The organism is Paenibacillus sp., from assembly GCF_035645195.1.
GTDB lineage: Bacteria > Bacillota > Bacilli > Paenibacillales > YIM-B00363 > Paenibacillus_AE.
The window spans coordinates 159455-184643 of record NZ_DASQNA010000018.1; the positions used below are offsets into that span (position 1 = coordinate 159455).

The window sequence follows — 25189 nt, forward strand, 5'->3', positions numbered from 1 at the left end:
CGGGAGGTGGCGCGCGTGAGCGAAACGCCGAAGCCGCTCGACATGCGTTACGACGGCGCTCCCAGACGTTCGCAAAAGGCAGAGAAAGATTGGCTCGACCACGTGTGGAGCTTTTTTTCGTCGGTGAAGGTCGGGGTGTGGCTGATCGTATTGACGCTGGTCGGCGCGGCGATCGGATCCGTCTATCCGCAGGAGGAGGCTTTTCTTTCTCCTCCCGGATTGGATTATTACGCGGAGCGGTACGGCACGCTCGGCAAGTGGTACTACTTGCTAGGGTTCAGCCATACGTATACGTCTTGGTGGTTTCAACTGTTGGTGCTCATGCTCGGTACGTCCATCGTCGTCGCTTCGCTCGACCGGGGCGTTCCGCTGTACAAAGCGCTCAAAAAGCAAAAGCCGGATCGCACGGTCGATTTTTTGCGCAGGCAAGCGCTGTCGTACGAAACGGATCTGCCTTTCGACGCGGCGTCGGGCGAGGAAGCGGCGCGCCGGGCGGACGAGCTCGAGGCGGCGCTGAAGAAGCTGCGGTATCGGACGAGCCGCGCCGGCAATGCTGTTTTAGGCGAGAAAAATCGTTGGTCCCGGTGGGGACCGTACGTCAATCACGTCGGTCTGATCATCTTTTTGCTGATCATTCTGGTACGCACCTTGCCCGGCTTTACGCTGGAGGAATACGTGTCCGTGCTCGAAGGGGATACGGTTCCGATCCCGGGCACGAACTACTATGTGAAAAACGAGAAATTTACGGCGGAGTTTTACGACAACGAGGAGCTTCGGGGGCAATTTCGGGAGGAGCAGCGTCTCGTGCCGAAGCTGTACAAAACCGAAGCGGTGCTGTACGAGTGCATCGACCGATGCGGCACGTCCGCCCCCGAGCTCGTCGAAGTGAAGCGCGGTGACATTCTCGTCAACCAGCCAATGGAATACCGGGGGTTGTCGGTTTATCAGTTCGGCTACGAGGCGACGCCGCAAATCCGCAGCGTCACCGTGACGCTGAACGATAAGGAGACCGGCGAAGCGCATGGGCCGTTCACGCTGAAGACGCACGATCCGGATCTTGCGTACGAAGCCGGACCGTACAAGCTCCGGCTCGTCAACTATTATCCGGAATTCGCGCTCGACGCGAACGGGCAGCCGACGACGACGTCGGCGGCGACCCCGAACGCGCCCGCGTACATTTTCCAAATCACGGGTCCCGATTTGCCGGAAGAAGGCGCATCTTACTTGTACTTCCCTAGGGAGATCGACAAGGTGCGGTTCAATCAAGACGCGATCAACGCCGCGGTCGGCATCGGGAACAAGTTCGAAATCGCGGCGGGGGGCATGGAGAACGTCGAAATCGCTCAATTCACGAGCACCCTGACGGCTCGCAAAGATTTGACGGTGCCGTATCTGCTCGTCGGCGGGGCAATCTGCATGCTCGGTCTCGTTATGGGCTTCTATTGGCAGCATCGCCGCATTTGGGTGCGGATCGACGGCAATCGGCTGACGCTCGGCGCCCATACGAATAAAAATTGGCACGGCATGAAACGGGAGACGGCGAAGCTGTTCGAGCTGGTCGGGCTTGAGCCCGCGGCCGCGTTGTCCGCCGGCACGAAAGAGAGGGAGTCTACTTGACGTTGTACGACATTAGCAATACGGCGCTCGTGATCGCATTGTTTACGTATATCGCGGCGTTCGTCGCGTTCACGATCACGATCACGGGGCGCGGGTTCGGCGCGGCCGGCGCCTCCGCCGGCGCCCCGGCCGTTTCGTCGAAACGGGCGAATCGCGCGTTCGGCATCGCGCTTGCGGGCCTTGCGTTTCATTTGATTTATTTCGTTGTGCGTTGGATCGCCAACGGGTTCATCCCGGTCAGCAACTTATTCGAATTTATGACGTTCCTGTCGATGATGATCGTCGTCGCTTTCATCATCATTTATTTGATTTATCGCAAGCCGCTGCTCGGCGCGTTCGCGACGCCGGTCGCTTTCATTATTCTTGCGTACGCGATGGTGTTTCCTTGGGAGGCGCAGCCGCTCATTCCGTCGCTGAATCACGCATGGCTGTACATTCACGTCACGACCGCCGCGGCCGGGGAAGCGTTCTTCGCCGTCGCATTCGCCTCGGGGCTGATGTATTTGCTCCGCGTCGTCGATTTTAAGTCTTCCGACAAACGCGCGCGCCGGCAGCAGCGCGGCGTCGAGTTTACGCTATTTTCGCTGCTGATCGTCGTCGGTTTCATCGTGGCGTCGTTCACGTTCCGCGGCATCGGCTACGAAGCGTCGTTCGTCGGCGAGGCGACGGTCGAAGGCCAAGTCGTGGAGGAGACGATCGAATATACGATGCCGCCGATCGCCGCCCCTTACGGGTACGAGCTGGCCCAGATGGATTCGTTCCTCGGCATTCAGCAGCCGCTGTCCACCGCCCCGGAGTGGATGAAAGGGGTGAACGCGGGTCGGAAGTTCAATACGATCATATGGTCCGTATTGTTCGGTCTGTTGCTTTACGCGGCGATCCGGCTCGTCCTTCGCAAACCTCTCGGTTCGGCCATTCACCCGCATTTAAACGGCATCGATCCGGATGATTTGGATGAAATTACGTACCGCGCGGTCGCGATCGGGTTCCCGATTTTCACGCTCGGCGCGCTCATTTTCGCAATGCTCTGGGCGCATATCGCGTGGAACCGGTTTTGGGGCTGGGACCCGAAAGAGGTTTGGGCGCTCATTACATGGCTGTTCTACAGCGCCTATCTGCACCTTCGGCTCGGCCGCGGCTGGCTCGGTCTCCGGTCGGCATGGCTTGCGGTGCTCGGTTTCGTCGTCGTCATGTTCACGCTGATCGGGGTCAATCTCGTCATCGCGGGCTTGCATTCATACGCGGGCGTATAAGCGAACGGCTCGCAAGGTTCTCATTCGAGAAGGGAGCGGATAAGCATGGAAGAACGACAGCATTCGATTCTCGTGGTGGACGACGAAGAACGCATTCGCCGCCTGCTGCGCATGTATTTGGAGAAGGAACATTTCCATATCGACGAAGCGGAAGACGGAGAAACGGCGCTGCGGATGGCGCTCGAGACGGATTACGACCTCATCTTGCTCGACGTCATGCTGCCGGGCATCGACGGGGTCGAGGTGTGCTCCCGTCTGCGCGTGCAGAAGGCGACGCCCGTCATCATGCTGACGGCCAAGGGCGAGGAAGCGAACCGCGTGCAGGGCTTCGAGGTCGGCGCGGACGATTACGTCGTCAAGCCGTTCAGCCCGCGGGAAGTCATTTTTCGGGTCAAGGCGATTCTTCGCAGGTCGTCGGCGACGGCGTTCCTCGCCAAGGAATCGACGCCTTCCAGCACGATCGTGTTCCCGCATTTCATGATCGAGCACGACGCCCATCGCGTCACGGCGGACGGGCAGGAGGTCAGCCTGACGCCGAAGGAATACGAGCTGCTGCATTATTTGGCGGTGTCGCCGGATAAGGTGTTTTCCCGCGAGCAGCTGTTGAAGGACGTGTGGAATTACGAGTTTTTCGGCGATCTGCGCACCGTCGACACGCACGTGAAGCGGCTTCGCGAGAAACTGAACAAAGTGTCCCCGGAGGCCGCGGCGATGATTACGACGGTATGGGGCGTCGGGTATAAGCTCGAGGTGCCGAGGTAACGTGGCGCTCTGGAAAAGCGTAGTCGGCAAACTGTGGATGACGATCATCGTGCTCGTCGCCGTCGTCCTATGTTTGCTAGGCGTGTTTCTGCTGCCGTACATCGATATGGAGTTCACCTCGAACTCTTACGAAGTGAAGCGGCTGTTCGTCATTATCTGCATCATCGGCTTCTCGCTGACGACATTCTTCGCCTTCTTCTTGTCGTTCAAAATCACGCAGCCGCTCCTTCAATTGAAACGGGCCGCCGACATGATTACGATGGGCGAATACAAAACGAAGGTCGCGATCCGCTCGAGCGACGAAATCGGTCAACTCGCCCGCGCTTTCAATCATATGGGCGAGAAGCTGGAAGGCACGATTCGCGATTTGAATTACGAGAAGGAGCATCTAGCCAGCATTCTCGGCTCGATGACGGATGCAGTCGTGACGTTCGAGGCGAACGGGCGCATTATCTCGTCCAATCCGCACGGGGAGACGCTTCTCGCTGTGTGGCGGGAATTGATGCCGGCGGAAGGGGAAGACTTGCTCGGCCGCATCCCCGAACCGCTTAAGGAAGTATTCAAGGCGGTCGTCGCCGAGGAGAAGGAAGTGACGACGAAGCTGCACGTCGGCAGCGGCGTTTGGTCGGTCGTCATGGCGCCGCTGTATACGTCGGGAACGCTGCGCGGGGCCGTCGCGGTGCTTCGCGACGTGACAGAGGAAGCGCGGCTCGAGAAGCTGCGCAAAGACTTCGTCGCCAACGTGTCGCACGAGCTGCGAACGCCGCTGTCGATGCTTCAAGGGTATAGCGAGGCGCTGCTCGACGATATCGTTTCGACGCCGGAGGAGCGGCGCGAGCTGGCGCAAGTCATCTATGACGAGTCGCTCCGCATGGGCCGGCTCGTACAGGACTTGCTGGATCTCGCGCGCATGGAGGCGGGGCGTCTCGTGCTCAATGCGGTCGAGACCGATCTTACGCCGCTGCTGCAGCGGGTGCACCGCAAATTCGCCGCGCACGCGCGGGAGCGGGGCGTTACGATTACCCTCGAAGCGGACGCCGCGCCGGGCGCGTTGACGCTGCTCCGCGCGGACGAGGACCGTCTCGAGCAAGTGTTCACGAATTTGCTGGACAACGCGATTCGGCATACGCCCGCCGGCAACCAAATCATCCTTCGCGCCGCTCGGCTCGAAGGGGAGCAAGGAGCGTCGGTGCGGATCGAGGTGGAGGATCAGGGCGACGGCATTCCGGCCGAGGATGTGCCGTATATTTTCGAGCGCTTCTACAAAGCCGATAAGGCGCGGAAACGGTCGACGGGCACCGGCCTCGGGCTCGCGATCGTCAAAAACTTGGTCGACGCCCACGAAGGCACCGTCGCGGTGCGCAGCCGGATCGGACAAGGAACGACATTCACCGTCATCCTTCCGGTCGTGCCCAAATCGCTTTCTGTTGAAAAAAGAAGATAATTCTTGTTGTTCGTGGAACATCCGCGAACGAGCGCAAAAAGGATCGCCAGACGGCGGTCCATTTTTTTTTGCTTGTTAATGGGTGGGGGCGGGGTGGTGGGCGCGTCGGAAGGCGGTGGACGCGGCGGTCAGTGTGGCGGAAGGCGGCAAGCGTCGACAGCACAAATGTTGAGCGGTCGGCGGGGAGGAGCACAAAAAGTGTGCGGTCGCGGCGGAACTTGGGTTCGGCGGTGGACGCGGCGGTCGGTGTGGCGGAAGGCGGCAAGCGGCGACAGCACAAATGTTGAGCGGTCGGCGGGGAAGAGCACAAAAAGTGTGCGGTCGGCACGTGGGATAGACGAAGTGCAGGAAATTCGAAGGAGCGCGACTCGCTCGTAAAGTCCGGGCCAACACAAAATTTGTGCGGTCGGCGGGGAAAAGCACAAAAAGTGTGCGGTCGCGGCAGTACTTGGGTTCGGCGGTGGACGCGGCGGTCGGTGTGGCGGAAGGCGGCAAGCGGCGACAACACAAATGTTGAGCGGTAGGCGGGGAGGAGCACAAAAAGTGTGCGGTCGGTACGTGGGATAGACGAAGTGCAGGAAACGCGAAGGGGTGTGACTTGTCCGCAGCGCTCGGGACAGCACAAGATTTGTGCGGTCGGCGGGGAGGAGCGCAAAAAACGTGCGGTCGCGGCGGAAGGTCGGGTGCGATAGAAGTAAGGTCCACAGCACCGTACAAGCGCAAATCAAAAGGCGGCAGGAATCCCTGCCGCCTTCATGATGCATTACAACGTAATTTCTTTGGCGTTCGTCAAATCCGGAAGCTTCGTGAGCTCGTCGATGACGTGCTTCGGCGCCGGCTTGTCGATCGTGAGCACCATGATCGCGGAACCGCCGACGACTTTCCGGCCGACCTGCATCGTCGCGATGTTGACGTCGTTCTGGCCGAGCAGCGTGCCGACGCGGCCGATGATGCCGGGCTTGTCCGTGTGCGAAATCAGCAGCAGATGACCTTCCGGCGGAATGTCGACCGGGTACGGATCGATCTGCACGATGCGCGCGCCGTAGCCGTTCAACAGCGTGCCCGCGGCCGAGTGCTGGCCTTCGCGCGTTTTCAACGTGACGCTGATCAAGTTCGTGAACCCTTTCGTGGCGGTCGACTTCTGGACGACGACTTCGACGCCGCGCATCTTCGCAAGGTGGAAGGCGCTGACGATGTTCACCTGCTCCTTGCCGAGATGGTGCGCCAGAACGCCCGTCAAGATGTGGCGCGTGAGCGGCGTCGTGTCGACGTCCGTCAGCTCGCCGGAATAGCTGACCTGCACTTCGCTGACCGCGCCTACCGCCTGCTGCGCAAGGAACGAGCCCAGCTTCGTGCCGAGCGCGAAATACGGCTCGAGCTTCGCCAGCACAGCCGGCGGAATCGGCGGCATGTTGACGGCGTTCTTGAACGCTTCGCCGCGGAGAATGTGCAGCACTTGCTCGGATACGTCGATCGCGACGTTCTCCTGCGCTTCGATCGTCGATGCGCCGAGATGCGGCGTGACGATGATTTTCGGATGCGTCAGGAACGGATGGTCCGGGCGAGGCGGCTCTTCTTCGAAGACGTCGAACGCGGCGCCGGCCACGATGCCTTCGTCGATCGCTTCCTTCAGCGCCATCTCGTCGATGATGCCGCCGCGCGCGCAGTTAATGATACGCATGCCGCGCTTCATGACTTCGAATTGCGGCTTCGCGATCATATGACGCGTTTCTTTCGTGAGCGGCGTGTGTACCGTGATGAAGTCGGCTTGACGGATGATGTCGTCGACGGAGCCGAGGCGGACGCCCATCTTCTCCGCGCGGTCTTCCGACAAGAACGGATCGTATCCGATGATATCCATGCCGAACGCTTTCGCGCGCTTCGCCACTTCGGAGCCGATGCGGCCCATGCCGAGGACGCCCAGCACCTTGTTGCGAAGTTCGACGCCGAGGAACGACTTGCGGTCCCAGACGCCTTCGACCGTCTTGCGGTACGCCTGTGGAATGTGACGCGCGAGCGCCATCATCATGGCGAAGGTGTGTTCGCAGGTCGTGATCGTGTTGCCGTCCGGCGCGTTGATGACGATGATGCCCCGCTTCGTGGCGGCGTCCAGATCGATGTTATCGACGCCGACGCCGGCGCGGCCGACGACTTTCAGCTTCGTGCCCGCTTCCAAAATGCGCTCGGTCACGCGAGTTTGGCTACGAACGAGCAGTGCATCGTACTCGCCGATGATGGCGACGAGCTCGTCCTCGGACAGGCCGGTCTTTTTCTCTACGGCGATGTCTGGGGCGTCCGTCAACTGCTGCAGACCCTGATCGCTGATCGGATCCGAAACTAATACCTTAAGCATGGTTTCTTGTCTCCTCCCGGAATTTGGAAAAATAAGAAATAAAAAAACTCTCGACGCCATACGGGTTCCGTATGAAGGGACGAGAGTTTGATTCCGTGGTACCACCCTACTTCGCTGCCGATTCGCATCTGCAGCCTCATGCGGTCTTATACGCTAAGACCAGGAAGGATAACGGCATCCTTGGCCGGCTGCGTCTACTAATCCCGCTAGGGGATGTTCCACGCCGCAACTCCGGAGCGCTAGGGGGCTTCTCGCATCCGCCGATTCGCACCTTCCATCGGCTCTCTGGAGGATACCGCAAAGTCCCTTCTCCGTCATCGTTTGTGTCGTATTCGAACGTTTCGGCAAATCATTAATTCTGCACAATAATGTAACATGGGGTGGTAACCATGTCAATATGCAGGCAGACCTTATTGTTGCTATAATGGGATAACGCGCGCGCGGAGGAGGATGGAGAATGTACGAGTACGAGCATATAACGCCTTATGAATTTTTGCGGAAATACGATCGCGGGGAATTAGAAAACGGCCTCGTCATCGATGTGCGAGAGCCGTTCGAATGGGACTATTATCATTTGGACGATACCGTCTTGATGCCGCTGCAGACGATCCCCGGCAAGCTGAACGAACTGCCGCGGGACAGAACGCTGTACGTCGTCTGCGCCCACGGCGTCCGCAGCGAAACCGCCTGCAGATACCTCGCTCAGCAAGGCTACGAGCATCTGATCAATGTGCTCGGCGGGATGGCAGCGATCGCCGCGGCTAGAGGTTTCGCGTACGATTAATGAAAGAACGGCAGCTGCGGAAGCGTTTCGTCCCGGTATAGCTTTTCCTTAGAATGGATATAGTCGCCGCTGCGAATCGCGCCGGTTCGCAGCATCGTCGACATGGCGGAGCGCAGGTCGGTCCATTGAAGTTCGCCGATGCGCCCGGCCGCGTCGAGATCGTCGATACGAGCGGCCATATCCTGCGGGTAGAACGGAACGAACGTGCCGAGGCTTTGCAGCGCATTGGCGAGAAATACGTTTTTGCCGTTCAGCGGCAGCGTCCGCCATTCGTCGAACGTCAAATTGGGTTTGCCGACGAGCTCGGTCCCTGCGATACCGGGATCGTTCGCCTCGTGCCATTTCCAAATCGCTTCGTAATATTGGGCTTGAGCCTCGAGCGCGTAGCCGGACGCTTCGGCGACGTAGCCGTCTTGACGAACCGTCTCGGCGAGCGCTTTGCCGTCCGGACCGGACTGCAGCCGGTCCGCCGCTTCCGCGAACAAGGTTAAACTTTTTAAATAGTTTTTTTGAGCGTCCTGAAGCAGCGGAGACGCTTCGGGAATCGTCATCGGCTTGATCTCGTTCGTCTTCTCGCGGGCCAGCCTGCCGAGCTCCTTCAGCAGCGCGTCGGCGTCCGTCGTGCTGCCGCCGGTTTCGATCGTTTCCATATGGCGGAACCACGTATCCTGGAATTCGCGAAACGGCAGAAGCACCGTATGATAGAAAGAGACGAGCTGCTGTTGATGGTAAGAAATATTTTCGCTGTTCCTCTCGTCGGTCAGCTCTGCGAGGACCGCCTTGTATTTCGCGTCGATCTGCTCTTTCCCGGTTTGGAGTCCGAAGAAGAAGGCGCCGACCCCGACGATTAGCGTGAAAATAAAGCCGAGCACCAGAAGAATGTCGAATTTTGAAAGTTTTTTATTCATGCGAACCCCTCTGCTTCGGAGTGACCAACTATCTGTTTTAGTATAGGGGATACGCGCCAAAAAAGGAATTGTTGTTCTGTGAAAAAATACGACTTTAATAAATGGCGCCAGCTCCGTTTTCAAAAAGCGGATTTGTCGAAACTTGACGATTTCACGCTGCTGGTCAACGTATATTTGACGCAGGCGTTAACGCTCCTGTTGGCCGTCGGTTTGTTCTGGATCCAAGGGCGATCGCCGGTCGATGCGTTGAAATTCCCGAGCGGATCCGAACCGTGGCTGTGGGGGGCGGGCTTCGCCGTGCTCGTGCTGCTCGTCGACGGCCTCGCCGCCCGCTGGGTGCCGGAGGAAGTGACCGACGACGGGGGCATCAACCAAATGCTGTTCGGACGCCGTGCGCTTTGGCATATCGCCGTCCTGTCTTTCGTCGTGGCCGTCTGCGAGGAAATGCTGTTTCGCGGCGCGATTCAGCACTGGCTCGGCCCGTACTGGACGAGCATCCTGTTCGCGCTCGTGCACGTGAGGTACTTGAAGCATTGGCTGATGACCGGCCTCGTGTTCTCGATCTCGTACGGTCTCGGATGGATCGCCGTGCGGACGGGGACGCTCTGGACACCGATCGCCGCGCATTTTATCATTGATTTAATCATGGGAGTCATTATTCGTTATCGGGGGACCGAAAGCCGTGGAGATGGAAAAGAAAGAGGATGAACCGCTTCCGCCGAGAAGCCGCATTCATCCTTCCAATAAAATGAAGATGATCCGCATTTTTTACAATGTGCTGGTCGCCGCGTTTCTGCTGCTGACCGGCGGACTGATCGCATGGGGGTTTCAGCTCTTGGAATAGTCCGGATCGATGCGGGCCGGATCCAGGACGGAATACCCTTTTTCTTTTAATGCGTTCAGCAGCCCGTCGAGCGCCTCGGCGGTCCACGGAAGCTCGTGCATTAAGATATTGCTGCCCGGGTGAAGCTGCTCCAGCACGCTCTCGATCACCTTCCTCGGGTCGTCGTACCCTTTTTCCCAATCGCGCGAGCCGTTGGACCACGTCATGTACAATAGGCCGGCTTCCTTCGCCTTCGCTCGGACCGCCTCGCCCCCGGACCCGAACGGCGGACGGAAAAACGCCGGCGCCTCGCCGGTCGCCTCGCGCACGAGCGTCTGCACGTCGTCGATTTGCCGTTCCATTTCTTCCGGAGTCTGCTTCTTAAGGTCGACGTGATCCCAGGCATGGTTGCCGATATGATGGCCGCGTTCGCGCATCGACTTCAGCAGCTCCGGCTGGCGCTTCGCCCGGTAGCCGTTGACGAAAAAGATCGCCTTCGCTTCGTGCCGGTCCAACGCGTCGAGCATCGCCGCGAGCGTCTCCTCGTCCTTCGGACCGTCGTCGAAGGTGAGCAGCACGACCCGCTTGTCGCCCGATTCGTCCTTCGGACGCAGGATGAAGTTGGCGTCCATGTAATAGTCCCGATCGACGGGGACTGGGGCGGGCTCCGATTCGTCGGCGCGTTCTTCCGTCGGTTCGTCGGCGTTCCCCCCAGACGGGTCGCTAGGCTCGGACGGGGCCGGGGCCGCAGGAGCCGCAGGCGCGCCGCTTTCCGCGGGGACGGGTGCGTCGGTTCCGGACTCGGTTTCCGGCGGGACGGCGCCCGCGCCGCAGCCCGCCAGCAGCGCAATGGCCGCGATCGCCGCGATTCGGCCGAACATCCTCATGGTCGTCACGCTCCGTTTATCGAATTTCATTTCGGAACTGGATACCTCCATTGTAGCATGCCCCGAGCTTGTCCTTGACTCGTCCGATTTACCTTATTTTCAACAGCATGTTTTGCGGACCGGGGAGACAAAATAGGGCTGTAGTTATTCTTGAAATGGAGGGATATCCGTTGAAAATGAACGGGTTTGTCGTCGGCGGATTGTTGGGTGCCGCCGCGGCCATGTACTTCAGCCGCAGCAACAAGTCGTTCAGCTTCTCGGGCCTCAGCTCGGCCGGCCAAGCGCTGGACAGCATGGTTGAAAAGGCGCGCAGCAAAATGATGGACCCCGATAAGCGTTCGTATTACGGCGGGCAGTCGGGCTCGTCGAACGCTTCGAGCTCGAACGCTTCTTCCTCGATGTCCGGCACGTCGCCGATGTCCGGCACGTCGCCGATGTCCGGAACGACGTCGATGTCCGGCGCGTCGAGCAGCGCTTCCGGACTCGATCGGGTAGAATCGATCGTGAAAGAAGACCCGGTTTTGAAAAGCCAAGTGAACGACATTTTGTCGCAAAACCGCGACACCTCGACGATCCGCTAAGCGCGATCGCAGCGGACGCGGGAACGAAGCCGCCGGAGTACTCCGGCGGCTTTTTCGCATGCCGCAAGAAAGCGCAATACGCCCGAAAAAAGGGGGCCATTTCATAGTGCATTCCCGGAAAAATAATGATAACATGGGAGTACGCCGAGACAAGCGAACTTTTCCGGTAAAGCGTCTTCCTCGGCACACACCATTCCGGTCAAAGAACATACCTTGTTGTAACCGGATTTCTCGGATAAAGGAGGATCCTGCGATGAAAATCGAGAGGTTGGGCCATGATAAGATTCGGATTTTCCTTACATTCGACGATTTAACGGAGCGGGGCATCCAGAAGGACGACATGTGGCGCGAAATCCCGAAAGTACACGAGCTGTTCAACGAAATGATGGACCAAGCTTACTCGGAATTCGGCTTCGAAACGAACGGACCGCTCGCGGTCGAAGTGTTCGCGATGCCGGCGCAGGGCATGGTCGTCATCGTCACGAAAGGAAAGCATACGGACAAGAAAGACCCGTTCGACGATGACGATGAAGACGTATTCGAGATGGAAGTAACGCTCGAAGAAAGCGATCTGATTTCCTATACGTTCCGCGACATCGAACATCTCATTTCGGCTGCGAAACGAATCGGACCACAATATACGGACGCCGGCGTGCTGTATTCGTACCAGAACAAGTGGGTGCTGCAGCTGGAATACGATACGGAGGACGACCGCATGTTCGACAACCTCATTTCGGTGCTGTCCGAATTCGGCGAACCGAATTCTTATACGGACGCCATGCTGGAGGAATACGGCAAGGTCGTCATCGCCGAAGGCGCCATCGGCGTCCTTCGCACCCGCTTTCAATAAAAGCGTCAACGGCAGAAGCATCTTCTCCCTCCCGAGGCGAGAGATGCTTTTTGTCCATGTCCGCATGATCCGCTGGCCCATTTCGAACAATAGATACCATATCCTATGCAAACCGAACGAGGTGGCGTACGTGTCCGATACCGAAACGAGCAACGTGCTGACGTCGACGCAGACGGTCATTCGAGAGGCGCTGAAACGACTGGGTTATCCGGACGAAATGTTCGAGCTGCTGAAGGAGCCGCTCCGGATGCTGACGGTAAGGATTCCGGTCCGAATGGACGATGGCAATATCAAAGTGTTCACCGGGTACCGGGCGCAGCACAACGACGCCGTCGGTCCGACCAAAGGCGGCGTCCGCTTTCACCCCGATGTGACGGAGGACGAGGTAAAGGCGCTGTCGATTTGGATGAGCCTCAAATGCGGCATCGTCGATCTTCCGTACGGAGGCGGCAAAGGCGGCGTCGTGTGCGATCCGCGGCAGATGTCGTTCCGCGAGCTGGAGCGGCTGAGCCGCGGTTACGTGCGCGCCGTTTCGCAAATCGTCGGCCCGACGAAGGATATCCCGGCGCCGGACGTTATGACGAATTCGCAGATTATGGCATGGATGTTCGACGAATACAGCCGTATTCGCGAATTCGACGCGCCGGGCTTCATCACGGGGAAGCCGCTCGTGCTCGGCGGGTCGCGCGGACGCGAGACGGCCACCGCCAAAGGCGTCACGATCATGATCCACGAAGCGCTGAAGAGGAGGGGCATCGATATCCGCGACGCCCGCGTCATCGTGCAGGGCTTCGGCAATGCGGGAAGTTATCTCTCGAAATTTATGCACGAGGCCGGCGCGAAGGTGGTCGGCATTTCGGACGTGTACGGCGCGCTGTACGATCCGAACGGGCTCGACATCGAATACCTGCTGGACAAGCGCGATTCGTTCGGCACCGTGACGAAGCTGTTCGAAAAGACGGCGATCACGAACGAAGAGCTGCTTGTGCGAGATTGCGATATTCTCGTGCCGGCAGCGATCGAAAACCAAATTACGATCAAGAACGCCGCCGACATTAAGGCTTCGATCATCGTGGAGGCGGCGAACGGTCCGACGACGCTCGAAGCGACCAAGATCGTGACGGATCGCGGCATTCTGCTCGTCCCGGACGTGCTGGCGAGCGCCGGGGGCGTCATCGTGTCCTATTTCGAATGGGTGCAAAACAACCAGGGCTATTATTGGTCCGAGGAGGAAGTGCACGCGAAGCTGGAGGCGCTAATGGTGAAAGGCTTCGAGAACGTATACCAGGTGCACGCGACCCGCGGCGTCGACATGCGGCTCGCCGCGTATATGGTCGGCGTGCGCAAAATGGCCGAAGCGGTTCGCTACCGAGGCTGGATATAACCGTTCGGCCGCATACTTTTGTGGAAAGGGGGGCGCCCCATGGCAGTATTTTCGATCGCCGCGGCGGCCGCCGCTCCCGGGATCGCTTTGCTTTCTTATATTTATTTGAAAGATCGTTACGAAGCCGAGCCGATCGCCATGGTCGCGAGGCTGTTCGTTTTCGGACTGTTGTCCGTGTTTCCGGTCATGGTGCTCCAGCGGGGGTTCGAGCTGTGGCTCGACACGTCGAACCCGTTTCTATTCTCGTTCGTGACGACGGCCGCCCTGGAGGAATCCGCGAAATGGCTCATCATCGCCTTCGCCGTCCTCCGGCACGCCGAATTCGACGAGCCGTACGACGGCATCGTATACGCCACCGCCGTCTCGCTCGGCTTCGCGACGATGGAGAACATGTTTTATGCGTTCCTCGAGCCGTTCTCGATGTCGTCGCTCATGGTCCGCGCGCTGCTGCCGGTGTCGGGTCATGCCCTGTTCGGAATTATCATGGGCTACTATTTCGGCCGCGCGAAGTTCACCAAAGCGGAAAAGAGCAAGTTTTTCGCGTTCTCTTGGCTGTTTCCCGTGTTTTATCACGGCTTGTTCGACTTCATCCTGCTGACGGCGGCGCCGCGCTGGATGTGGCTGATCGTGCCGTTAATGGCCTTCTTGTGGGCGAGGGGGCTGCTGAAGATCAAGCGGGCGAATCAGCGATCCCCGCTGCGCGGATTTACGCGAGAAGAAGAGTTTAAAATGTAACCGATCCGTCGAGACTGAAGGAAGCATTACGACAAAAGGACGGGTTACAAGCATGACGAGAGTAAAAGTCTCGATTCGCTGCAACCGATGCGGCGAGCGTTTCGTGCTGCGGGGCAAAAAGGAGAAGGGCCGGATCGATACCGGCTTCAAACGCTGCCTCTGCGACAACGAGCACGATTTTCAAGTCGACGAAGGAAATGTATAACGGAGCTTCCTTCAACGAAAGCTATCGGTAAGTTTTCGTTGAAGGGGGACCATCCGAAGTGTACCAACGATTGAGCGCCGTCCTATTCCCGATTTTCGCGGTGTTGCTCGCCGGGACCGCATTCTGGGGATACCAGGAGCACCAGGAGAAGAACCGGATTCTCGTTAAGGCGGAAAATCAGTATCAACGCGCCTTCCATGATTTGTCTTATCATATGGACCAATTGCACGAAGAGCTGGGCAACGCGCTGGCGGTCAGCTCCACGTCGAATTTCCATCGGAAGGGCTTGATCAACATTTGGCGGCTGACGAGCCAAGCCCAATCCGAGGTAAATCAGCTCCCGCTGACGCTCATGCCGTTCCACGAGACGGAGTCGCTTCTGGCCAATCTGGCCACGTTTTCATACAAGACGGCCATGCGCGATTTGCAAAAGCAGCCGCTCAGCGCCCAAGAAATGAAAGTGCTGACGACGCTGTATCAGCAATCGAAGGAAATCAAGAACGATCTGCGCAAAGTGCAGGAATCGGTAATCAACAACCATCTCCAGTGGATGGACGTCGAAGTGCTGCTCGCTTCGGGCAAAGAAAACTACGATAACGATATTATCGACGGCTTCCAGCTGATGAACAAGCGCGTCGGCGAAAACGGCGATGTCGATTGGGGTCCGACCGTCTCCGCGATGAACCGGCGGCTGACGATGAAATCGCTCGACGGCCCGGAGATCACGCCGGAGGAAGCGAAGAAGAGAGCCGCGCAATTTCTGGGTCAAAGCGACATGTCGAACATGAAAGTGGTCGAAAACGGAGCCGACACCGATTTCGTGACGTATACGGTATCGATTCCTCGCAAAAACCAAGAGCCGATGCAGCTCGAGTATACGAAAAAAGGCGGCAAGCTCGTCTACTTCTTGACGGAACGAACGGTACCGCAGATGAAGCTGTCGATCGACCAAGCGGTGGCGAAAGGCGGCGAGTTCCTCAAGGAGCATGGGTACGACGGTATGAAGGCTGTAGCGTTCGACGAATACAACAACGTCGCAAGCATCGTGTTCGCCCGCGTCGTGAACGGCGTCACGGTATACCCCGAGAAGCTGACCGTCAAGGTGGCGCTCGACAACGGCGAAGTGAGCGGGCTGTCGGCGGGCGAGCTGCTCCAAGGCGGCCTGACGGACCGCATTCACGATCCGGGAATGACCGAAGCGGACGCGCGCAAGCTGCTCAACCCGAATTTCCGGGTGAAGGACGTCGGGCTCGCGATCATCCGCAACGATCTCGAAGAAGCGGTGCTGTGCTACGAGTTTCTGGGCAGCATCAACGGCGGCGATTACCGAATTTACTTGAACGCCGATTCCGGGTTCGAAGAAAAAATCGAACGCATTCGGACCTCCGACGCCGAAGCGTCGGACGGCAACAACCAAACGCAATGACCGTGCAGCGGGCCGAAAGGCCCGCTTTTTTTGCGCGTCTTACGGATTCTTATCTTCCCTTTTCTTCCGGCCCGTTGGTATAATGACGATAAACGAGCATATAGGACGTTGGGACCATCGACGGAACGGCAGAGAGGAGCCCGGATCGCGTGAAAATCAATCAAACTTTATTCCTTCAGGTGGCGTCTCTCAGTGAAGAGGAAAGCAAAAAACAATTCAAAACCCGGATCGCCGATATCGGCAGCGACAATATCGCCGTCGAGGTTCCGCTGGACGAAAAGACGGGCCGGCTGAAGCGGCTGGAGATCGGGGATCAAATATCCGCGCATTTCGTAACGAACGACGGCGTGAAAAACTTCTTCGAAACCGAAGTGCTCGGCTACCAAATGGACGTCGTGCGGCTCGTGCTGCTGCGAAGGCCCGAACCGGAAGCGATCAGCCGCGTGCAGCGCCGCACGTTCCTGCGCGTGCCGGCGACGCTCGAGGTCGCGTGCAAGCTGGGCGAGCATCTGCAGTTTTTGGCGATGACGGAAGACGTCAGCGGCGGCGGCATCTCGATCATTTGCGACGGGCACATCCCGGTTAAGTCGAACGATACGCTGAGCTGCTGGCTGCTCATTCATTACCGCAACGGAGCGATCGAGCACGTGCCGTTCAAGGCGGAGATCATTCGCACGAAGCCGCTGGAGACGGGAAAACAGCTCGTCATGATGCGGTTTTCGGACATCGCGGGAATCGAGCAGCAGAAGGTGATTCGCTACTGTTTCGAGCGTCAGTTCGAGATTCGCAAATAACGGCGCGCGCTTTGAATAAGAACCTTCCAAGGGCGGCAAAGTAAGGAGTGATTCGATTCCTATCGCCGCAAGGACGGATGCACGATGACTCCTCGATTCCAAGACCGCGTCGCCGAAGAAGAAAACAACTATATCGGTCGGTTTCTCAAGCTGTCCGCCGCCGTCGAGAAACGTCTGCTGCAAGCGATCGTCACGCTGCTTGCGCTGCTCGCGATATTTCAGGCGCTGCTTGCGATTGACGGCGTGCGAGAGCGAATCAGCCCGGTGGATCGACTGGAAGGACGTCCCACCGCCTTTGCACCGCAGCCGGATCATGTGTTATACTAGAACGGCGCGAAAGCAGGCCATAGCCTGCTTTTCTCTGCGCGGCGGCAACGTCTCGGGCCAAATGGACCGCACATGACGAAAGGGAGTACCTGCTTTGAATTGGCCTACTACTGGGAAGATTAACGTCGCGATCGACGGGCCGGCCGGTGCGGGAAAAAGCACGGTCGCGCGCAAAGTCGCGGAGAAATTGGGTTACATATACGTCGATACGGGCGCGATGTACCGCACCGTGACGTTGAAAGCGATCCGCGCCGGCGCGGACATGGAGAACGCGGAAGCGCTCGCCGACATCGCCGGCCGCGTGGACATCCGTCTCGTTCCCGAAGCCGGAGGGCAGAAGGTGTTCATGGACGGGGAGGACGTCACGGACCCGATCCGCGCGCAGGACGTCACTAGACTCGTATCTCAGGTGGCTGCCGTCCCCGACATCCGCAGCGTGCTGGTGCGTCTGCAGCAGGACATCGCGCGCGAGCGCGGCGTCGTGATGGACGGCCGCGATATCGGCACGAACGTGCTCCCGGACGCCGAAGTGAAGGTGTTCATGACGGCCAGCGTTCGTATCCGAGCCGAGCGCCGCTGGAAAGAGCTGAAGGACAAAGAGCCGAACGTGACGGTCGAAAGCTTGATGGAAGCGATCGCCGAGCGGGACAAGTCCGATTCGGAGCGGGAGGCATCGCCGCTGCGCCAAGCGGAGGACGCCGTGCTGCTGGATACGTCGGAGATGACCGCGGACGAAGCGGCCGATCGCATCGTCGAGTTGTGCCGGCAAGCGCTGGAGGTGTAACGTGATATATACCGTTTCCCGCGCCGTCGTCAGGTCGCTGCTGCTGCTCGTGTTCCGCGTCCGCGCGTCGGGGGGAAGCAACGAACCGCCCGAAGGGCCGGTCGTCGTCTGCGGCAACCACCGCAGCCTGCTCGATCCGCCGATGATCGCCTGCTTCCTCAAGCGGAAAGTGAAATTCATGGCGAAAGCCGAGCTGTTCAACATTCCGGTGTTTTCGTCTTTCATCCGCGCATGCGGCGCGTTCCCGGTCAACCGGGGCGGCATGAGCATGGAAACGATGAAAACCGCCATCAACGTGCTGAAGGAAGGAAATATGCTCGTCATTTTCCCCGAGGGCACGCGGCAGAAAACCGGCAAGCTCGGCGAAGGCAAGAAGGGCGCCGCCAGCATGGCGCTGCGCAGCGGAGCGCGCATTTTGCCCGTCGCGATCATCGGGCCGTATAAGCCGTTCCGCCGGATGAGAATCGTCTACGGCGAGCCGTTCGACGCTGCGGAAGCGGTCGCGGATTTGCCGTCCTCCGAACGCGGAGACGCGCTGACGGCGAAAATCATGACGGCCATTCAAGACTTGCTGGATCGCCATCAATAGTCGATATTAGATTACAAGTTTCCGAATGCCGGGCCCGTACAATTGATTTCTAGCGTATGGAAATGGTATTTTGGAATTATACTACATTCATCAAAAGGGTTTCTTGGAAACTGAGGAGGGTATCGTTATGACGGAAGAAACGAAAGTACACGGCAGCGAAGGGACCGAATCGGTCGGCGAGGCCGGTGCGAAGGCTGTGAACGAGGAAGCGGCGGATTCCGCGGATACGGTGGACATGGCGGAGGTGTCGACGGTAAAGAAGGGCGACATCGTCAAAGGGACCATCGTGAAGGTGGAGGATAACCAGGCGTACGTCGATATCGGTTACAAGTACGACGGCGTCATCACCGCTCGCGAGTTCTCTTCCGTCCCTCTTGACAATATATCGGACGTCGCTCAATTGGGACAGGAAGTCACTTGCAAGGTCATCAGCATCAACGACGCGAAAGAAACGTTGACGCTGTCCAAGCGCCAAGTCGAAGGCGAAAAAGCTTGGGATAAAATGCAGGAGCTCATGGACAACAACGAGACGATCGAAGCGAAGGTCGTCGACGTCGTCAAGGGCGGCCTCGTCGTGGACGTAGGCGTTCGCGGCTTTATCCCGGCATCGATGGTAGAGCGTCATTTCGTCGAAGATTTCAGCGACTACAAAGGCCGCACGCTGCGCCTGAAGGTCAAAGAGATCGACAGAGCGAACAACAAGCTGATCCTCTCCCAGAAGGACGTTCTCGAAGAGGAGTACCAAGCGAAGAAGCTGGAAGTCATGGAAAACTTGAAAGCCGGCGACGTGATCGAAGGCACGGTGCAGCGCTTGACGCAATTCGGCGCGTTCGTCGACGTCGGCGGCGTGGACGGTCTCGTGCACATCTCCGAGCTGAGCTGGCAGCATGTCGAGAAGCCTTCCGACGTCGTGAAAGAAGGCGACAAAGTAAAAGTAAAAATTCTTAAAGTCGATCCGGCGAACGAGCGCATCTCGCTCAGCATCAAAGCGGCTCAACCGGGTCCGTGGGAGCAAGCGGGCGAGAAATTCCAGATCGGCGATATCATCGAAGGCACGGTTCGCCGCCTCGTCGACTTCGGCGCGTTCGTGGAAGTCGCTCCGGGCGTGGAAGGTCTCGTTCACGTATCTCAGATCGCTCATCGCCGCATCGGCACGCCGCACGAGGTGCTTAAGGAAGGCCAGCAGGTGAACGTGAAGGTGCTCGACATCAACGTCGCCGAGAAGCGCATCTCCCTCAGCATCAAAGAAACCGAAGAAGCTCCGGAGCAGCCGCAGCGCCAAGAGCGTCCGGCTCGCGCGCCGCGCCAGCAGCAAGTGGACATTCCGGATGCGCAGTCGCTCAACTTGACTCTCGGCGAGCGCTTCGGCGACAAGCTGAGCAAGTTTAAGTAAGAAACGTGGAACACGGGGAATCGCGCGCGCGTCAGTCGCGCAAGATGGATCATATCCGCTATGCGCTGAGCACCGGCCAAAGCGGCCGCAACGGCCTCGCGGACGTTCGCTTCGTGCATAATCCGCTCCCCGACACGTCCCTAGACCATATTTCGCTTCATACCCGAATCGGCGAACTCGTTCTGAGCTCGCCGATTCTTATTAATGCGATGACGGGCGGGGCGGAGGAGACGGAGTCGCTCAATTACGCCTTCGGCGAAGCGGCGCGGGCGGCTGGCGTCGCGATGGCGGTCGGTTCGCAAATGGCCGCCGTGCGGGACCCGGTTCTCGCCGCGACGTACGCGGCTGCGAGGCGGGCGAATCCGGACGGCGTGTTGTTCGCGAATCTCGGCAGCGAGGCGACGCCGGATCAGGCGATGCGAGCGGTCGAGATGATCGAAGCGGATGCGCTGCAAATTCATTTGAACGTCGTGCAGGAGCTCGTCATGCCGGAAGGCGACCGCGATTTTACGGGGGCGCTGCGCCGAATCGAGCGCATCGCTCGCGCCGTCGGCGTGCCCGTCGTCGCCAAGGAGGTCGGCTTCGGCATGACCGCGGAGGCGGCGGGGCGGCTGTTCGAAGCCGGCGTCGCCGCGGTCGACTGCGGCGGCAGCGGCGGCACGAACTTCGCCGCGGTCGAGAACGCCCGCCGGGACAAGCCGATCGATTGGTTCGACGACTGGGGCATCCCGACGGCCGCATCGCTGCTTGAGGCCGGCGCGGCATCGCCGAGCGGGAGCCTCATCGGCTCCGGCGGCATTCGGACGGGGCTCGAGGCGGCGAAGGCGATCGCGCTCGGCGCGGACGCGGTCGGCGTCGCCGGGGCGTTCCTGCGCGTCCTTCGCGAGGAAGGAACGGAGGCGCTCGCCGCCGCGATCCGGGCCATGCATGACGAGCTGCGCCTCGTCATGGCCGCGGTCGGCGCACGCACCGTCGCCGAGCTGCGGCGGGCGCCGGTCGTCGTCGGGGGCGACACGGCCGTATGGTGCGCGGCGCGGGGCATCGACGCTTCGAAACTCGCGCGGCGATCCATCCGGAGCCGAACGGAGTAAAACGCCGCCTTGCGTGCGATAATAGGGAAAACGACGACTGTCGTGATCCGGAGGATGACGCATGAATCCCGGGTATCTTTCCTATATCGCGTTAACGCTCTCGCTGATTTTGGTCGGCTTCGGCTTTCGCGCGCACGCGATCGGGCGGAGCTCCGCCTGGTCGGCGGCGTCGTTTAGCGCCGCGTGGATCGTTGCCGCGGCCGTCGATTGGAACGTCGGCGCCGCCTCGGGGACGCTCGTGTACGCGCCGCTCCTCGCGCTGATCGCCGCCGGGTTCGCGGCGGAGCCGCTCGGGCTGAAGGAGAGCGCTTCGGCGCTGACGTTCGGCCTGCTGCTGGGCGCGCTCTATTCGCTCGTCGAGCTGGTCGAATCGGTCGATCCGCTCATCATCGCGGTGCATCCGTCCGTCGATCCGGCGCTGCTGACGACTGCGCTCGTCGTTTGCTTTACGCATCGCCCCGCGCTGCAGTTCGCGCTCGTCTCGATCGCGGCAATCGTGAACGACGCGTACATGGCGATGCTGTACGCGGAATGGCAGACGCCGTACTTCGGGGGACGGGCGTTCCAAGACGCATGGTGGCTGTGCGCCTTCTCCGTGCGGCTCGCAACCGTCGCCGCCGGAGCTGCCGCGGCCGCGCTGCGGCGGGGAGGCTCCCGGTGGCGCAAAGCCCCGAAAGCGAAACGATGACGCTTCGCAATCGGGGCTTCTTTTTGTTATGATGGTGGCTAGTAGTTCGTACATATAAGGGAGTGAAAGCATGGCCAGACCGATCGTGGCCATCGTGGGCAGGCCGAATGTAGGCAAGTCGACGATTTTTAACCGTATTATCGGGGAACGGCTGGCAATCGTCGAAGACCGCCCGGGCGTGACGAGAGACCGCATTTACGGTTCCGCCGAATGGAACGGCAAAGCGTTCAGCATCATCGACACGGGCGGTATCGAAATTTACGATGAAGACGAATTGCTCAAGCAAGTGCGGATGCAGGCGGAACTCGCCGTCGAAGAATCCGACGTCATTCTGTTCGTGGCGGACGGGAAAGTCGGCCTGACGCCGGCGGACGAGACGATCGCCCAGCTGCTGTTCCGTTCCAACAAGCCGATCGTGCTCGCCATCAACAAGATGGACAATCCGGCGAAGATGGACGAGGTGTACGAGTTTTATACCCTCGGCATCGGCGATCCCGTGCCGGTATCCGGCACGCACGGCACCGGCATCGGCGATTTGCTGGACGAGCTCGTGAAGCGCCTTCCGGAGAAGCCGGAAGACTTGTACGGAGAAGAAGTGATTAAAATTGCGCTCATCGGGCGCCCGAACGTCGGCAAATCGTCGCTCGTCAACGCGATTCTTGGGGAAGAACGCGTCATCGTCAGCGACATCGCCGGCACGACGCGAGACGCGATCGACACGCCGTTCGAGAAGGACGGGCAGAAGTACGTGCTGATCGACACGGCGGGCATCCGCAAGCGCGGCAAAGTGTACGAGACGACCGAGAAGTTCAGCGTCATGCGTTCGATGCAGGCGATCGAACGGGCGGACGTCGCGCTGATCGTCATCAACGGCGAGGAAGGCATTATCGAACAGGATAAGCATATCGCGGGCTACGCGCACGAAGCGGGCCGCGCGGCCGTGTTCGTCGTGAACAAGTGGGACGCCGTCGAGAAGGACGACAAGACGATGCAGCGGTTCACGGAAACGATCCGCGACCACTTCTTGTTCATGCCGTACGCGCCGATCGTCTACGTGTCCGCGACGACGAAGCAGCGGCTGCACAAGCTGCTGCCGGTCGTGCAGCACGTCGCGGAGCAGCATTCGATGCGCGTGCCGACGAACGTCCTGAACGACATCGTCGCCGACGCGGTAGCGGTCAATCCGCCGCCGACGGACAAAGGCCGCCGGCTGCGCATCAATTACGTGACGCAGGTGGCCGTCAAGCCGCCGACGTTCGTCCTATTCGTCAACGACCCGGAGCTGATGCATTTCTCGTACGAACGGTACTTGGAAAACCGCATTCGAACCGCGTTCCCTTTCGAAGGCACGCCGGTCAGGTTCGCGACGAAGCGTAAAAACGAAGGGGAATAAGGGGAGAGAAACACGTGAACACCGTGATCGCGGTTGTTTTGGGGTATTTGCTCGGCTCGATCAGCTTCAGCTTTTTGTTTGGACGTCTGTTTCAGGGCATCGACATTCGCAAGCACGGGAGCGGCAACGCCGGCGCGACGAATACGCTTCGCGTCATGGGCGTCGGTCCGGCCGTCACCGTGCTCGCGCTCGATATCGCGAAGGGCGTGCTCGCCGTATGGTGCGGCTGGTGGCTCGCGCCGGAATCGACGCTGGCGCCGATTTTGGCGGGTCTCGCCGCCATCATCGGCCACAATTGGCCCGTGTTCTTCGCGTTCCGCGGCGGCAAAGGCATCGCGACGATGATCGGCGTCGTCGCGACGCTCTGCTTCCTGCCGGGCCTTGCGGCGGGACTCGTCGGCATCGCGTCGATCGTCGCGACGCGCTACGTGTCGCTCGGCTCGCTGCTATTCGCCGGGCTGCTGCCGTTCTCGCTGCTGCTCTTCGGCCGCGAGCTCGAGCTCGTCTGGTTCAGCGTCGCTTTGGCCGCGCTCGCGTTCTACAAGCATCGCGGCAATCTCGTCAAGTTGGCGCAAGGGAAGGAAAATAAGATTTCGTTCCGGCGCTCGAACGGATAAAGGGGGCCGCTGCGATGAAGAAGGCAACCGTTTTCGTAGCGGGCAGCTGGGGCACCGCGCTCGCGAGCGTCCTCGCGGACAACGGCCTCGACGTGCTGCTGTGGACGAGGAACGAAGCGCAGGCCGCGGAAATCAACGAGCGCGGCACGAACGAGAAATACGTGCCGGGCGCGAAGCTGCCCGCCGGCATTCGCGCCACGACCGATCTGGAGGCGGCGGCGCGCCACGGGGAGGCGCTCGTGTTCGTCGCCCCGTCGTCCGCGCTGCGCGACGTCGCCCGCCGGGCGAAGCCGTTCGTCCGGGACGACCAATTGATCGTCCACGCGACGAAAGGGTTCGAGACCGAGACGCTTCACCGCATGTCGACGGTGCTGGAGGAGGAGCTCGAGCTGCGCGAGCCGCGCGGCGTCGTCGTCCTGTCCGGCCCGAGCCATGCGGAGGAAGTCATTCAGCGGTCCCCGACGACCGTGGTGGTCGCCTCGACGACGCCGTCGCTCGCCGAGGCGGCGCAGGATTTGTTCATCACGCCGTCGTTCCGCGTCTATACGAATCCGGACGTCGCGGGCGTCGAGATCGCGGGCGCGCTGAAGAACATCATCGCGCTCGGCGCCGGCATGTCGGACGGACTCGGCTACGGCGACAACGCGAAGGCGGCGCTGCTGACGCGCGGCCTCGCGGAAATCGGCCGGCTCGGCGTCGCGATGGGCGCGAATCCGCTCACGTTCGCGGGTCTCGCCGGCGTCGGCGACCTCGTCGTCACGTGCACGAGCCGCCACAGCCGCAACTGGCGCGCAGGCTACATGCTCGCGCAAGGGCGGCCGCTCGACGACGTGCTGAGCTCGCTCGGCATGGTCGTCGAAGGCGTGCGCACGACGAAGGCGTCGATGGCGCTCGCGGAGCGGTACGGCGTCGAGCTGCCGATCGCCTCCGAGCTGCACGCCGTCCTGTTCCAAGGCAAAGATCCCCGCGCCGCCGTCGAGGATTTGATGGGGCGCGGCCGAACGCACGAGATCGAGCATATCGTTCGCGACGTCTAGCGCCCGAAGCGCCTACACCAACCCTCTCTCCGTCTCATAGGATAAGGAAAACGGCGGAGGAGGTAGCGTATGGCGAAGCAAATCGGCAAGGACGTGCTGAACGTCGTCAAGAAGAAAACCGGGAAGTCGATTTCCGAAAAGGACATCCACAAGCTCGCGAGCGGCGTCAAACCGTCCACGATGCAGAGCGAAGCCGAGCTGAAGAAGCTGATCAAAAAGGTCGGCGCGATGGCCGGCGTGAACGTCTCGGATTCCCTCGTGCAGGAAATCGCGTCCGCGGTCAAGAAGAGCGGCATGAATCCGAACAATATGGAACAGATCATGAAAATGATGATGAAATAATCGGCATGCGTGGGCGTTACTCCGCTCACCGCGGGCGTTCGTCCTTCCGGGCGGACGCCTGTTTGCGTGCGGGGGCTCCCCAAGCTATGGTATACTGGAATGAAAAGCAAAAAAATCGATGC

At 59.9% G+C, this 25189-nt stretch carries 27 protein-coding genes; 24 read left to right on the forward strand and 3 right to left on the reverse strand.

What is annotated here, in order from left to right; all coding sequences use genetic code 11:
- The first annotated feature begins 15 nt into the window (after nt 1–15).
- Genes resB through VE009_RS09865 form a run of 4 tightly spaced genes read left to right on the forward strand, consistent with a single transcriptional unit; the run spans nt 16 to nt 5076 of the window.
- On the forward strand, nt 16–1617 hold the full coding sequence (gene resB / locus VE009_RS09850) for a cytochrome c biogenesis protein ResB (RefSeq protein ID WP_325007222.1): 1602 nt from the start codon (nt 16–18) through the stop codon (nt 1615–1617).
- Nucleotides 1614–2870, forward strand: coding sequence for a cytochrome c biogenesis protein CcsA (gene ccsA, locus VE009_RS09855; RefSeq protein WP_325007223.1), 1257 nt, complete (start codon nt 1614–1616; stop codon nt 2868–2870). Before resB ends, ccsA begins: the two co-directional genes overlap by 4 nt.
- Before the next feature lie 45 nt (nt 2871–2915).
- Entirely contained in the window at nt 2916–3632 is a 717-nt protein-coding gene (locus VE009_RS09860; protein WP_325007224.1) for a response regulator transcription factor, read from the forward strand.
- A gap of 1 nt (nt 3633) precedes the next feature.
- A complete protein-coding gene (locus tag VE009_RS09865) occupies nt 3634–5076 on the forward strand; it encodes a sensor histidine kinase (RefSeq protein WP_325007225.1) in 1443 nt (480 codons plus the stop codon).
- Nucleotides 5077–5839: 763 nt separating this feature from the next.
- Here VE009_RS09865 and serA read toward each other — a convergent pair.
- Nucleotides 5840–7429 (reverse strand): phosphoglycerate dehydrogenase, encoded by a 1590-nt coding sequence (gene serA, locus VE009_RS09870; protein ID WP_325007226.1) that lies wholly within the window; start codon nt 7427–7429, stop codon nt 5840–5842.
- A gap of 457 nt (nt 7430–7886) precedes the next feature.
- Here serA and VE009_RS09875 point away from each other — a divergent pair, with 457 nt between their 5' ends.
- Entirely contained in the window at nt 7887–8213 is a 327-nt protein-coding gene (locus tag VE009_RS09875) for a rhodanese-like domain-containing protein (RefSeq protein ID WP_325007227.1), read from the forward strand.
- Here VE009_RS09875 and VE009_RS09880 read toward each other — a convergent pair.
- On the reverse strand, nt 8210–9121 hold the full coding sequence (locus tag VE009_RS09880; protein ID WP_325007228.1) for a hypothetical protein: 912 nt from the start codon (nt 9119–9121) through the stop codon (nt 8210–8212). The genes VE009_RS09875 and VE009_RS09880 overlap by 4 nt on opposite strands.
- Nucleotides 9122–9199: 78 nt before the next feature.
- Here VE009_RS09880 and VE009_RS09885 point away from each other — a divergent pair, with 78 nt between their 5' ends.
- A complete protein-coding gene (locus tag VE009_RS09885) occupies nt 9200–9829 on the forward strand; it encodes a CPBP family intramembrane glutamic endopeptidase (RefSeq protein ID WP_325007229.1) in 630 nt (209 codons plus the stop codon).
- Entirely contained in the window at nt 9804–9965 is a 162-nt protein-coding gene (locus VE009_RS09890) for a hypothetical protein (RefSeq protein ID WP_325007230.1), read from the forward strand. The genes VE009_RS09885 and VE009_RS09890 overlap by 26 nt, the downstream gene beginning before the upstream one ends.
- Here the strand turns inward: VE009_RS09890 and VE009_RS09895 are convergent.
- Nucleotides 9950–10861, reverse strand: coding sequence for a polysaccharide deacetylase family protein (locus VE009_RS09895; protein ID WP_325007231.1), 912 nt, complete (start codon nt 10859–10861; stop codon nt 9950–9952). The two genes, VE009_RS09890 and VE009_RS09895, sit on opposite strands and share 16 nt — an antisense overlap.
- Nucleotides 10862–11001: 140 nt before the next feature.
- Between VE009_RS09895 and VE009_RS09900 the strand changes: the two genes are divergently transcribed.
- The 17 genes from VE009_RS09900 (at nt 11002) to VE009_RS09980 (ending at nt 25067) form a co-directional block, all read left to right on the forward strand.
- Nucleotides 11002–11412 carry a hypothetical protein gene (locus VE009_RS09900; RefSeq protein ID WP_325007232.1) on the forward strand — a complete coding sequence of 137 codons (411 nt, stop codon included), beginning with the start codon at nt 11002–11004 and terminating at the stop codon, nt 11410–11412.
- A gap of 253 nt (nt 11413–11665) precedes the next feature.
- On the forward strand, nt 11666–12262 hold the full coding sequence (locus tag VE009_RS09905; protein ID WP_325007233.1) for a genetic competence negative regulator: 597 nt from the start codon (nt 11666–11668) through the stop codon (nt 12260–12262).
- 130 nt (nt 12263–12392) lie between these two features.
- Nucleotides 12393–13646, forward strand: coding sequence for a Glu/Leu/Phe/Val dehydrogenase (locus tag VE009_RS09910; RefSeq protein WP_325007234.1), 1254 nt, complete (start codon nt 12393–12395; stop codon nt 13644–13646).
- Between the two features lie 39 nt (nt 13647–13685).
- A complete protein-coding gene (gene prsW / locus VE009_RS09915; RefSeq protein ID WP_325007235.1) occupies nt 13686–14381 on the forward strand; it encodes a glutamic-type intramembrane protease PrsW in 696 nt (231 codons plus the stop codon).
- 52 nt (nt 14382–14433) lie between these two features.
- Nucleotides 14434–14586, forward strand: a complete 153-nt coding sequence (locus tag VE009_RS09920; RefSeq protein WP_325007236.1) for a hypothetical protein — start codon at nt 14434–14436, stop codon at nt 14584–14586.
- Nucleotides 14587–14644: 58 nt separating this feature from the next.
- Nucleotides 14645–16012, forward strand: a complete 1368-nt coding sequence (gene ypeB, locus VE009_RS09925; protein ID WP_325007237.1) for a germination protein YpeB — start codon at nt 14645–14647, stop codon at nt 16010–16012.
- A gap of 149 nt (nt 16013–16161) precedes the next feature.
- Nucleotides 16162–16806 carry a flagellar brake protein gene (locus VE009_RS09930; RefSeq protein WP_325007238.1) on the forward strand — a complete coding sequence of 215 codons (645 nt, stop codon included), beginning with the start codon at nt 16162–16164 and terminating at the stop codon, nt 16804–16806.
- A gap of 84 nt (nt 16807–16890) precedes the next feature.
- The gene (locus VE009_RS09935; RefSeq protein WP_325007239.1) at nt 16891–17133 is read left to right on the forward strand and encodes a hypothetical protein; all 243 of its coding nucleotides are present in this window, start codon (nt 16891–16893) and stop codon (nt 17131–17133) included.
- Nucleotides 17134–17227: 94 nt separating this feature from the next.
- Entirely contained in the window at nt 17228–17917 is a 690-nt protein-coding gene (gene cmk / locus VE009_RS09940) for a (d)CMP kinase (RefSeq protein ID WP_325007240.1), read from the forward strand.
- A gap of 1 nt (nt 17918) precedes the next feature.
- On the forward strand, nt 17919–18506 hold the full coding sequence (locus tag VE009_RS09945) for a lysophospholipid acyltransferase family protein (protein ID WP_325007241.1): 588 nt from the start codon (nt 17919–17921) through the stop codon (nt 18504–18506).
- A gap of 235 nt (nt 18507–18741) precedes the next feature.
- Complete coding sequence (rpsA, locus tag VE009_RS09950) at nt 18742–19899, forward strand: 30S ribosomal protein S1 (RefSeq protein ID WP_325007418.1); 1158 nt, start codon at nt 18742–18744, stop codon at nt 19897–19899.
- A 44-nt stretch (nt 19900–19943) separates the two neighbouring features.
- The gene (fni, locus tag VE009_RS09955) at nt 19944–20990 is read left to right on the forward strand and encodes a type 2 isopentenyl-diphosphate Delta-isomerase (protein WP_325007420.1); all 1047 of its coding nucleotides are present in this window, start codon (nt 19944–19946) and stop codon (nt 20988–20990) included.
- A gap of 61 nt (nt 20991–21051) precedes the next feature.
- Nucleotides 21052–21678 carry a YphA family membrane protein gene (locus VE009_RS09960; RefSeq protein WP_325007242.1) on the forward strand — a complete coding sequence of 209 codons (627 nt, stop codon included), beginning with the start codon at nt 21052–21054 and terminating at the stop codon, nt 21676–21678.
- A 70-nt stretch (nt 21679–21748) separates the two neighbouring features.
- A complete protein-coding gene (gene der / locus VE009_RS09965) occupies nt 21749–23071 on the forward strand; it encodes a ribosome biogenesis GTPase Der (RefSeq protein ID WP_325007243.1) in 1323 nt (440 codons plus the stop codon).
- 14 nt (nt 23072–23085) lie between these two features.
- Complete coding sequence (gene plsY, locus VE009_RS09970) at nt 23086–23688, forward strand: glycerol-3-phosphate 1-O-acyltransferase PlsY (protein ID WP_325007244.1); 603 nt, start codon at nt 23086–23088, stop codon at nt 23686–23688.
- 14 nt (nt 23689–23702) lie between these two features.
- The gene (locus tag VE009_RS09975) at nt 23703–24725 is read left to right on the forward strand and encodes an NAD(P)H-dependent glycerol-3-phosphate dehydrogenase (protein WP_325007245.1); all 1023 of its coding nucleotides are present in this window, start codon (nt 23703–23705) and stop codon (nt 24723–24725) included.
- A 69-nt stretch (nt 24726–24794) separates the two neighbouring features.
- A complete protein-coding gene (locus tag VE009_RS09980; RefSeq protein WP_325007246.1) occupies nt 24795–25067 on the forward strand; it encodes a stage VI sporulation protein F in 273 nt (90 codons plus the stop codon).
- Nucleotides 25068–25189: the final 122 nt, after the last annotated feature.